The sequence below is a fragment of the Halopenitus sp. POP-27 genome (assembly GCF_029889855.1).
GTDB lineage: Archaea > Halobacteriota > Halobacteria > Halobacteriales > Haloferacaceae > Halopenitus > Halopenitus malekzadehii.
Map to the genome: position 1 here is coordinate 1 of NZ_JARANU010000030.1, position 10,083 is coordinate 10,083.

Here is a 10,083-nt window from a genome sequence, read left to right on the forward strand (position 1 = left end):
TCCCCGCCCCAGACGGCATCCGCGCCTCCCGCCGTTCTCGCGTGCTCGCAGATGCGCATCAGAGACAGACGATGAACAACGTCACCGAGGCGCAAACGCGTGGCGCTCCCGCGATCGGCTGTGTGTCCGCCGGCGACGAGTACGCCACCCTCGACGTCTCGCTGCCGGTGCCCGAGGTTGGGACCTTCGAGCCGCTCGTCGCGAACGTCTACCTCCAGCTGTTCGCCTACCACGTTGCGAACGACAAGGGACGGCCGATCGACAAGCCGCGGAACCTGGCCAAGAGCGTCACGGTCGAGTAGCGGGCGGCGCCGCGGTCAGCACCGGCGTCAATGCCGACCTCGTTCGCCGCGTCCGGATCGTCGACGTGTGGATCGGAGTCGTCGACGTGCCGGTTCGGATCACTCCATATAGCCGAGCTGCGTGAGCCGGTCTTCGACCCCCGCCGTCACGTCCTCGCCGCTGGCGCGCTCCCAGGCGATCGGCTCGCGGATCTCGGGGTCGGGGTCGCCGGCGACGATCGGCAGCACCGAACCGTCCATGTCCGACGGGACCGCACAGCCGGCGGCGGTCAACAGGGTCGGCGCCATGTCGAGGATGCTGATCCGGTCCAGCCGGCCGGCGGCCTCGAAGTCGGGGCCGCTCGCGAGAAAGAGCCCGTTTCGTGTGTTCTCCGCCCGCCAGCGGTCCGGACCCGAGCGGACGGTCCCGCCGCCGATGCCGTCGTTGACGTGGACGCCGTCGCGCTGGTCGACGACGATGTCGGGGGCGTCGGGCGCATCGAGGAACGGCCCCTCGTAGACGTCCTCGGCGCGGTGGACGCCGTCGAACAGCGGGCCGTGCTCGTCCGTGACGGCCTCAAGGTCGGCGATCAGCTCCTCGCGGACCGCCTCGCGGTCGAACGTCGGGTTCAGGTAGATCGGCCCCTGGCCGCTGGCGAGCGCGCGCGTCCGGTCGAGCTCGACGGCGTCGAGTTTCCGGTCGCGCTTCAGCCCGTCACTCTGCGGGACGAGCTTCTGGATCCGATCGGGGACGACGCTGGCCAGGAAGTCGACGGCGCCGACCCGTTTCGCGAGCGCGAGCACGTTCTCGCGGTCGAGCCCGATGCGTCCGAGCGTGCCGTCGACGGTCGGCTCCCGGGCCTGGTAGCCGTTCTCGGCCAGCCACTCGTTGATGTAGAACTCGGTCGTGGTCGGGCCGCAACCGTGGTCGGACATCAACACGAGGTTCGTGTCCGCCATCGCGTCGATCCGGCCGATCCACTCGTCGACGATCTCGTAGGCGCGTTTCGTCGGTTCGTCGTTCCAGAAGAAGTGCTGGAGCACGTTGAGGTAGAAGAGGGTGACGTGGACGAACCCGAGATCCTCCTCCTCCAGCAGGGTCGTCGCGACCTCCAGACGCGTGTCCAGCAGCTCGAGGATGGCCTCGACCTCGGCGCCCGTCTCCTCGTTCGAGGAGAGCAGCGGGTCGGGATGAACCCGGTAGTCGAAGCGCTCCTCGAGCTCCTCAGCGAGCCCCTCGGGCGTGGCGTAGCCGCCGTCGATCGACCGGTACTCGCCCTCGACGGCGTCCGGGCCGCCCGCGACGATCGGCCCGTCGATCTCGCGGGGCGGGTACATCGTGGGCATGTTGACTACGCCGGCGCGCGTTCCCTCGTCGTTGAGGTAGTCCCACAGCTCGGGGGTCTCGAAGTCGCCGCCGTTCGCGACCTCGATCGTGCCCGCCTCGAGGTCGACGCGCTCGAACCAGTAGACGCCGAACTTGCCGGGGTTCTTGCCCGCCGAGTAGCACTTCCAGTTCGGGAAGGTGACCGGCGGGAGACAGCTCTCCGTCTCGGCGTAGGCACTCTTTTCGCGGAGCGCGGCGAGGTTCGGGAGATCGCCGCCGTCGATCCACGGTTCCAGCAGGTCCCAGTTGCTCCCGTCGAGCCCGACGACGACCGTTCTGCTCATGGATCCGCCCACTCGATCGACTCACAAGTCGCTTTCGTCGTCGCCCTCGCGGGTCTCGCCGTCCTCACCGATCCCGTGCGGGTCGATCGTCGTCCCCGGTTCCGTGCCGGAGCGATATCCCTAAGTGCGGGCCGCCGATTCCCTCGAACAGTGCGAACCGTCGCCGTTCTCCCCGCCTACGAGGAGGCCGAGACGATCGGCCCCGTCATCGAGGGCACTCGCGACCACGTCGACGAGGTCGTCGTCGTCGACGACGGCTCCAGTGACGCGACCGCCGCGGTCGCCCGCGATCACGGCGCGACCGTCATCGAGCACGTGTTCAACACGGGCGTCGGCGGCGCGGTCAGGACCGGCTACCAGTACGCGATCCGCAACGACTACGACTTCGTCCTGCAGATCGACGCGGACGGGCAACACGACCCCGCCCACATTCCCCGGCTGCTGGAGGCGGCCGCGGACAACGACATGGTGATCGCGAGCCGCTATCTCAACGAGAGCTTCGCCGATTACGGGGTCGTCCGGCGGCTCGGGATCAGCTTCTTCACGACCGTCGTGAACGTCCTCGGCGGCGTCGACATCACCGACGTGACAAGCGGCTTTCGGGTGTATCGCGTCGCCGCCCTGCGGGAGATACTCCACCGCTCGGACCGACACTGGGCGGTCGAGCAGACGCTCGATGCGGCCAAACGCGACCAGCGGATCACGGAGGTCTCGGTCGCGATGCCGACCCGCGAGGAGGGCGAGTCGCAGTTCTCGTTCGACACCTTCCTCCTGTATCCGCTTCGGATGACCGACGTCGTCCTGCGCGTGCTCCTGTTCCGGTAACCACCGATGATGATTCGGGAACACCTATGATCGGCTTCACCTTCGACTACTCGCTCGTCAACGTCGTGGCGCTCGTCGTCGGCCTGCTGTTTCTGGCCAACGGCTACTACCTGGTCAGGAAGGGTCGGGAGGCGGTCGCGGTGTTCGTCCTCTCGGTCGTGGTGGGCGGCGGGCTCGTCTTCGTCGCGGCGTTCCCGACCGCCTTCGACGCCGTCGCCCGGCTGCTCGGGCTCGAACTCCGGGCGCGAGCCATCCTCGTGGTCTCGAACCTCACGCTGTTCGCGCTCGTCATCTATCTCCTGAACCGGATCGGGACACTCTACGACCGGGTTTCCCGGCTGAACGAACGGCTCAGCCTCCTCGACGCCGAGTTGGGTGTAGAGGAGATGAAGATGGAGGAGATGGAGGTGGAGAAGATGGAGGAGGAGCGCCGCGACGGCGACCATGACTGATCGTCGCGACGCCCGCGCCGTGCTCTCGATCGACGTCGAGCTGTTCAGACACACGCCCGCGTTCCGAAACGCCGCCGGGGCGCTTCCGGACCCGTCCCTCGGGCTGGCTGGCGCGCGGTTCCTCCGGACGGCGCTGGCGCGCCACGACGCCACGACGACCGCGTTCGTCGTCTCCGAGATCGTCGACGAGCACCCGGACGCGATCACCGCGTTCGTCGACGACGGCCACGAGATAGGCTCCCACACCCACACGCACCGCCTGTTGACCGACCTCGCGCCGGCGGAGCGACGCGAGGAGATCGCCCGGTCGGCGGAGCGGCTCGAGGCCGCCACGGGCGTCGACGTCGCGGGGTTCCGTGCGCCGGCGTTCGATTTCGGTCCGGACCACTTCGCGCACCTCGCGGCCGCCGGATACGACTACGACGCGAGCGTGGTCCCGTGTCGGCGGATCCCCGGCTGGTACGGCGGCGAGTACGACCTGCGCCGGCCCGCGCTCGCGACCGCCGTCGATCCCGACGCACCACCGGGACTGGCCGAGGTTCCGACCGCGGTGTTCCCGGGGATCGGTCTCCCACTGACGGGAACGTGGCTCCGGTTCTTCGGGGTCCGGTACACCATCTGGGGGATGCGCCTCCTCGCCCGGCGCGGGATCGCTCCGGTGTTGTACGTCCACCCGTGGGAGTTCGTCGACCTGCCGGACGTGGACGGGGTGCCGACGCGGGTCACCGTTCGCACCGGCGACTGGATGCGCCGCGCCGTCGAGCGGATCCTCGCGACGGACTTCGAGTTCGTCGCGGTCCGCGACGTGCTCGCGGACGCCGGCCTCGATGCCGGCCGCGACGCCGGCGCAGCGTGCGGCGGCGATGCCGTCAGATCGGGCGATGATGATGCCGTCAGATCGGGCGATGACGATGCCGGTGATCCGGGCGCGGATCCGGATGCGGATCCGGACGCGGATCCCGATGGGACGCCCGGCGAGGTGTCGTGACGTGTTCGATCGATCCCGTCGGGACCTGGCGGTCGCGGCGGTCCAGTACGGGCTCGGGATCACGGCGCTCGGATGGGTGTTGTCGCAGGTCGCGTTCGGGACGGTCCTCGGTCACCTCGGCGGGCTCGACGCGCGGGCGCTCGCCGCCATCGCGGCGGTCTCGATCATCGGCCTGATCGGCCGCGTCTACACGTGGCAGGTGCTGATGGCCCGCGTCGGCGCGGGATCGTTTCGCGCCGCCGCCAGCGTCGACCTTGCGGTGTACTTCCTCAACCAGCTGCTTCCCTCGCGGCTCTCGGGGCGGGTGGCCGCGCCGTTCGTCCTGCGGAGCCGGACCGGAATGGCGTACGCCGACGGCGCCTCCGTCTCGGGGGTTCACACCGGGATCTACGCGGTGCTGTACGGCGTCGTCGCCGCGGCCGGCGTCGTCGCCGCGGCACCCCGGCTCCCGCGGGGGATCCTCCTGCTGCTCGCGCTCTCGACCGGTCTCTACCTCGCGGCGGGCGGGACGGTGTTGCTCGCGGGGATCAACCTTCCCCTGCTGGACCGGCTGGTCGACGCGCTCGAGGCGATCGTCGCACGCGTCCCGCGCGTCGGCCCCGCGGCCGCCGAGCGCGTCGCGGGGCTGCGCGAGTTCACCGCCGCCGCCAGCGCCTCCTTCCGTCGGCTCGCGGTCGACCCCGTTCTCTGGGCGAAGTACGCCCTCGGGTGGGTCGCCTTCGCGGTCGTCGCGCCGGGGGGTCGCGTGCTGGTCCTGCTGGCGGCGTTCGGCGCGCCCGTCGAGCCGGCCCTGCTGTGGCTGTGGCCCCTCTACCTGGTCGCGGCCTACAGCGTGACGCTGCTTCCCCTGACGCCCGGGGGGATCGGCGTCACCGAGGCGACGACGACCGTCGTGTTTGTGGCGCTCGGGGTGCCGGAGGCCGTCGCGGTGTCCGTGGTGCTCGTGGACCGATTCCTCGGCGTCTACCTCCCCGCACTGGCCGGGTGGTACCCCGCGATGGCGGTGGACCGGAACGAGCTGACGGCCGGGGAGTGAGACCGTCGGACGAAACCCTCGCGGATCTTCGGGATGTTCGCCCGCCTCACAGCGGCGGGTTCCGCGTGCTCTCGCACTCGCCGGTCCGTTCGAGGATCAGGGTGTACTGGTTCGCCCGCAGCTCCTGTTCGTCGGCGTACTGGTCGGTCTGTGGAACGACGCCGTAGCGCAGCAGGTCCGTGGCCGACCCCGGGGTCGCGCGCTCGGGGACGAAGCCCGGCGGCCGCGGGCCGAACTCGGCGGCGATCTCGTAGTTCGTCTCCCCGCCGAGCAGGTCCTCGACGTAGGCGCCGGTGTACCCGCCATTGCGGTAGTAGGTGCCCTCCTTCAGGAACAGCAGATCGCGGTAGCCCAGCTGGATGTAGGTCGGACAGTGCACCGCCTCGTCCTCGGAGAGTCCGACGTGGTTTACCCGCATCCCGTACGGCACCGCGGTGTCCTGGAAGTCGACGCGGTAGGTCTCGACGGTGTCGTCCGGACCGGCCTCCTGCGTCAGCCAGTCCTCGGCGTTGTCGCGGGGCATGTCCGCGTACCCGGCGACGCCCACGCCCGCATACAGCCCGGTCGCGAGCAGCAGCACCGCCACCAGCGGTCGAGCGATCGGCGGGCGGGCCTCGCGCAGGGCGAGGAGGCGGTCCGCCACGAGCAGCGCGATCAGCGGGAACGTCGGCAGTAGGTGGTGGACGCGGAAGTCGTGCCACCCCGCGAAGAGGACGAGGTAGCCGAACAGCGCGGTCAGCACCACCATCGTTGCATCGACGCCCTCGCGCCGCGTCCGCAGCGAGGCGATGCTTGCGAGGGTGCCGACGAGGCCCGCGAGCAACAGCGGGAGCGAGAGCCCGCTCAGGTACCCCCGCAGGAACCACCACCAGATCGGCGCGGTGGGGCCGGTGGTGTGGCTCGCGCGCGCGGTTGATCCGGCGAATATTCGGTCGATCACGAGCCCGACCTCCCCGACCAGCGCGGTCGGGAAGCCCAGGACGATACAGACGACGCCCGCGAGCGCGCCCCCGGCGAAGAGCCGCGGGCGCCACAGAGCTCCCCGCCAGTCCCCGCCCGAGGCGGCGACGTGTCGCGCCCGGAGCACGTAGGCGGCGCCGACGACGAGGACGACCGGGGCCGCCGTGAGCTTGAACGCGATCGCGATCCCGCCGGCGGCGCCCGCGAGGACGACCAGCGCCCGGTCGTCGGTCTGCACGTAGCGCAGCGACAGATACACCGCCAGCAGGACGAACCAGAGCGCGGGCATGTCCTCCCCGCCCTCGTGGGCGATCGTGAGGAAGCCGAACGTGAGCGTCAGCAGGAGCGCCGCGAGCCGCCCCGCGGGCCGCCCGTGGGCGGCCGCCCCGATGCGGTAGGTGAGGTAGACGGCGCCGACCGCGAACGCGACGTTCGTCAGCCGGACGAGGAGGATCGACGCGGTCCACAGCCACTCGGGCAGCGCCTGCCAGGCCGCGTAGAAGCCGAACGCGTCGCTGGGGACCCCGAGATCGGCGAGCGCGCCGAGGTCGCCGAGCACCCACGCCGCGAGCACGACCGGCGCCAGCACCACCGCGTAGAGGTGGACCGTCGCGCCGAACGGGACGCGGCTCCAGGCGACGCCCTCGCGCAGCGACGCGAGGCTCGGATCGTCGATCACGCGCCCGTAGGCCACGAGGACGTCGAGGATCCGGCTCTTCTCGTCGCGTGTCGCGAAGTTGGGGACCCGGTGGTGGATCCAGAACCCGCACAGGACGACCGCCAGGACGAGGAGATACGGGAGGTACGGGTCCTCGCGCAGATCCGACCGAACCCGTGCGACCGCACGACGGAGGAGGGAGGCGGGAGCGCGGAGGGAAAGCGGAACGCGGCGGGAGCTGGTCACGCGACGCCGTATCGGCTCCAGCGACAAATGGTTGTCCGCTTGCGGTCGTGGCGATCCGGTCGGTAATCAGGACCGTCCTCTCAGTCCACGGTTTGTGGCGCGACGCGGTCCACGAGGCCATCGAAATCGTCGTCGAAGCTCATCACGGCGTCGATATCGTGGCGTCGACAGAGCGCGATCGTCGTCGCGTCCGTGAAACTCAACGCCTGATCATCGTACCGCTCGAAGACGTCGACCGCGTCCTCGAAGACCGCTTGTGAGACGTGCAGGATATCGTATACGTGTGGGTACGATTCCGCGCCGCGGAGTTTCGCTCCGAGGTGTTTCGCCGGGGTGAACGATCCGCCCCGTTTCAACGTGAGCGTCACCGCCTCGTCGTAGATGTAGTCGCTGATGTACGGCTGTCCGAACGCACCGTCAAACACCGCCTCCAGCGCGGTGGTCGCTGCCGTGTGCCGTGACGCGTCGAGGTCGTGGTCCGCGTACAGCACGCCGGTATCGAGGCAGATCGTCATCCGTAAAGCACGTCGTCGACGTCCCGTTCCTCGGCGTCCACGCCGGAGTGAAACCGGTTGCGCTCCATCGCCTCCTTTTCGGCGGTGGTGAGGGGAACCGACGACTCCCGGAAGGAGTCGATCACGTCCTCACGCGACTCGTACGCCTCATCGATGAGCCGTGTCAACAGCTCCTGCTGTGTAACGTTGTGACCCGTTTCCAGCCGGATCTCCGCCTGCAACTCCTCCAGACGGGATTTGGCGTCGTCGTGTACTTTGACCGCCGTCGTCATACGTATGAGTTACGTTCGCTACGTGGTAAACGTTTCCACCAGCCGGGCTCCGCCGCGTGGAACCGACGTCGCAATTCGGGCGGGAGGCGGTTTCGGTCTGGAGTCCGTCTCGTCGATCGACGGGCCCACCGCTCGAACACGGTCACACCACTATTCCGTTGACGCGTCGTCGATCTCGCGGGACTTGATCGATGACGATCGTTCGGATGGACACACCCCACCGTGTCACGTGTTCTGCGTCGATCGATAACTTCGTCACTCTCACACGGACACACCACCGTTTCGTGTGAAGAATCGCGTTCCACGGGCTGTTGCCCGCGAATCGTCGTGGAGACACACCACTATTTCGCGTGACGCGTCGTCGATCGTCCGGGCCTGGTCGACGACGATCGTCGGGTCGGTTCGAGCCGGATGGGGTACGCCGTCGCTTCACGACGTGATGTACGCCACGACGCAGTCGACCGCTCGATCCACGACGTCCTCGCGAAGCGTGCCCTGTCGATAGTCGATCCACTCCGTTTTGACGGCGTTCACGGACCACGGCATGATCGAACTCGCTTCGGGAGCACCTCCAGCCAGCCAGTGAGCGTCCTCGAGGGGGATCCGTTCGTCGTGCCACGTTCGCGTGGTCAGCGCGAGTGCGATGTACTGTTCGGCATGAAACGGCGTCTCGTCGGTACTGATGACGAGGAACGGACGACCCGCCGACTCGTCGTCTTTGAACGGATCGGTTGCGATCACCACGTCCCCGCGTTCCCAACTCATTCGGGTCGGTCCGTCACAGCGTGATCTCGCCACTCCTCGAGGTCTTCCGCGCCGAACCGGTCGTCGAGGGCGTCCATGTTCCGGTGGAACCGAAACGCGTCCCGGACCGCCTGCTCGTCACCGATCGCCCAGTAGTCTCCCTTGTGTTCGACGAGGTCCCGTTCCCGAAGTCGGCGAAGCACGGTGCCGATGGAGGCCCGCTTCACTCCCGTCCCCTCCGCGATCTCGGAGGGCGTAAACGCCTTGTCGTCGTTCCGGTAGAGGAACCGGACGACCCGCTCGGCGTTCGTCACCGCCGTGAGTTCCTCGTCGGCGGACTCGGTGAACGTCTCGATGTCGATCGGCATACCTGTCAGTACTGTCCGTAGTGTCATAACTGTTCCTTCGTCACGCAACTCGGATGACGACGCGTTCGAGCTCGACGCGAGCCCCAGGACTCCGGGACCCACCCTCACCCCACCGCTTCCGCTGTTAGCGAGGAGTGATCAGTCCATCAGCGGAACCAGTGGGGTGCGTCGAGAAGCAGATCCCCGATCGCTACCGTATCGCACTCACAGGGACACACACCACCGTGTCATCTGTTCTGCGTCGATCGACGTCCCTCCTCGGACACAGACACACCACTGTTTCGAGTGAAGCGTTGCTGACGAAGCCCACGTAATCGACGAGCAGATCGAGGTCCTTCACCACCGTCCCGCAGCTGTATGGTGTGGGTATGCGACTGCCGGGTGACGACGTGTTCCGGATGTGAACGCGAGTCCCAGGACTTCGGGACCCACCCTCACCCCACCACTTCCGCTGTTAGCGAGGAGTGATCAGTCCATCAGCGGAACCAGTGGGGTGCGTCGAGAAGCAGATCCCCGATCGCTACCGTATCGCACACACAGGGACACACCCCACCGTGTCACGTGTTCCGCGTCGATCGACGTCCCTCCTCGGACACAGACACACCACCCTTTCGAGTGAAGCGCCCCTGATCGCGTCGCCCCGGACCGATGCCGATCGAACACGGACACACCCCACCGTGTCACGTGTTCTGCGTCGATCGACAGCCTCGCCATATGCACACGAACACACCACCCTTTCGAGTGACGCATTGCCGACGAAGCCCACGCGATCGACGAGCAGATCGAGGTTCTTCACCACCGTCCCACAGCTGTATGGTGTCGGTATGCGACTGCCGGGTGACGACGTGTTCCGGACGTGAACGCGAGTCCCAGGATTCCGGGACCCACCCTCACCCCACTGCTTCCGCTGTTGGCGCACGAACACGGGGAGGGGTGGACGGACGAACCGTCTCGTGACGGTTTCCAGTGTGGGTAGTGGGGCGTTCGTCCCCGAACAGTCAGTATGATACTCACAGTCTCACCCCACCCCATCTCACCCCACCCCACCCCACCGCTTCCGCTGTTAG

The 10,083-nt window shown here is 68.1% G+C and carries 10 protein-coding genes and 1 pseudogene; 5 read left to right on the forward strand and 6 right to left on the reverse strand.

What is annotated here, in order from left to right; genetic code table 11:
- Positions 1 to 302: pseudogene (locus OQF70_RS13265) on the forward strand (hypothetical protein); the annotation flags it as partial.
- A gap of 99 nt (positions 303 to 401) precedes the next feature.
- Here OQF70_RS13265 and OQF70_RS13270 read toward each other — a convergent pair.
- The gene (locus OQF70_RS13270; RefSeq protein ID WP_280538189.1) at positions 402 to 1,952 is read right to left on the reverse strand and encodes an alkaline phosphatase family protein; all 1,551 of its coding nucleotides are present in this window, start codon (positions 1,950 to 1,952) and stop codon (positions 402 to 404) included.
- A 150-nt stretch (positions 1,953 to 2,102) separates the two neighbouring features.
- On the opposite strand from OQF70_RS13270, the gene OQF70_RS13275 reads away from it, so the two are divergent.
- Genes OQF70_RS13275 through OQF70_RS13290 form a run of 4 tightly spaced genes read left to right on the forward strand, consistent with a single transcriptional unit; the run spans position 2,103 to position 5,253 of the window.
- Positions 2,103 to 2,777, forward strand: coding sequence for a glycosyltransferase family 2 protein (locus OQF70_RS13275; RefSeq protein ID WP_280538190.1), 675 nt, complete (start codon positions 2,103 to 2,105; stop codon positions 2,775 to 2,777).
- Positions 2,778 to 2,803: 26 nt separating this feature from the next.
- Positions 2,804 to 3,229: a DUF2304 domain-containing protein gene (locus OQF70_RS13280; protein WP_280538191.1), complete on the forward strand. Its 426-nt coding sequence runs from the start codon at positions 2,804 to 2,806 to the stop codon at positions 3,227 to 3,229.
- Positions 3,222 to 4,217, forward strand: a complete 996-nt coding sequence (locus OQF70_RS13285; protein WP_280538192.1) for a polysaccharide deacetylase family protein — start codon at positions 3,222 to 3,224, stop codon at positions 4,215 to 4,217. The genes OQF70_RS13280 and OQF70_RS13285 overlap by 8 nt, the downstream gene beginning before the upstream one ends.
- Position 4,218: 1 nt before the next feature.
- Entirely contained in the window at positions 4,219 to 5,253 is a 1,035-nt protein-coding gene (locus OQF70_RS13290) for a lysylphosphatidylglycerol synthase transmembrane domain-containing protein (protein ID WP_280538193.1), read from the forward strand.
- A 46-nt stretch (positions 5,254 to 5,299) separates the two neighbouring features.
- Here OQF70_RS13290 and OQF70_RS13295 read toward each other — a convergent pair whose 3' ends face one another.
- The 5 genes from OQF70_RS13295 to OQF70_RS13315 form a co-directional block, all read right to left on the reverse strand.
- On the reverse strand, positions 5,300 to 7,117 hold the full coding sequence (locus OQF70_RS13295; protein ID WP_280538194.1) for a glycosyltransferase family 39 protein: 1,818 nt from the start codon (positions 7,115 to 7,117) through the stop codon (positions 5,300 to 5,302).
- Between the two features lie 80 nt (positions 7,118 to 7,197).
- Positions 7,198 to 7,632, reverse strand: a complete 435-nt coding sequence (locus tag OQF70_RS13300) for a PIN domain-containing protein (RefSeq protein WP_280538195.1) — start codon at positions 7,630 to 7,632, stop codon at positions 7,198 to 7,200.
- Positions 7,629 to 7,904: a hypothetical protein gene (locus OQF70_RS13305; RefSeq protein ID WP_280538196.1), complete on the reverse strand. Its 276-nt coding sequence runs from the start codon at positions 7,902 to 7,904 to the stop codon at positions 7,629 to 7,631. The genes OQF70_RS13300 and OQF70_RS13305 overlap by 4 nt, the downstream gene beginning before the upstream one ends.
- A gap of 429 nt (positions 7,905 to 8,333) precedes the next feature.
- Positions 8,334 to 8,669 carry a type II toxin-antitoxin system PemK/MazF family toxin gene (locus OQF70_RS13310; RefSeq protein ID WP_280538197.1) on the reverse strand — a complete coding sequence of 112 codons (336 nt, stop codon included), beginning with the start codon at positions 8,667 to 8,669 and terminating at the stop codon, positions 8,334 to 8,336.
- Positions 8,666 to 9,016 (reverse strand): helix-turn-helix domain-containing protein, encoded by a 351-nt coding sequence (locus OQF70_RS13315; RefSeq protein ID WP_280538198.1) that lies wholly within the window; start codon positions 9,014 to 9,016, stop codon positions 8,666 to 8,668. The genes OQF70_RS13310 and OQF70_RS13315 overlap by 4 nt, the downstream gene beginning before the upstream one ends.
- Positions 9,017 to 10,083: the final 1,067 nt, after the last annotated feature.

Excerpts from the sequence above, each read along its gene's own strand:
- OQF70_RS13305 (WP_280538196.1), bottom strand. The coding sequence starts at position 7,904 with ATGACGACGGCGGTCAAAGTACACGACGACGCCAAATCCCGTCTGGAG.
- OQF70_RS13280 (WP_280538191.1), top strand. The coding sequence starts at position 2,804 with ATGATCGGCTTCACCTTCGACTACTCGCTCGTCAACGTCGTGGCGCTC.
- OQF70_RS13270 (WP_280538189.1), bottom strand. The coding sequence starts at position 1,952 with ATGAGCAGAACGGTCGTCGTCGGGCTCGACGGGAGCAACTGGGACCTG.
- OQF70_RS13315 (WP_280538198.1), bottom strand. The coding sequence starts at position 9,016 with ATGCCGATCGACATCGAGACGTTCACCGAGTCCGCCGACGAGGAACTC.
- OQF70_RS13285 (WP_280538192.1), top strand. The coding sequence starts at position 3,222 with ATGACTGATCGTCGCGACGCCCGCGCCGTGCTCTCGATCGACGTCGAG.
- OQF70_RS13300 (WP_280538195.1), bottom strand. The coding sequence starts at position 7,632 with ATGACGATCTGCCTCGATACCGGCGTGCTGTACGCGGACCACGACCTC.
- OQF70_RS13310 (WP_280538197.1), bottom strand. The coding sequence starts at position 8,669 with ATGAGTTGGGAACGCGGGGACGTGGTGATCGCAACCGATCCGTTCAAA.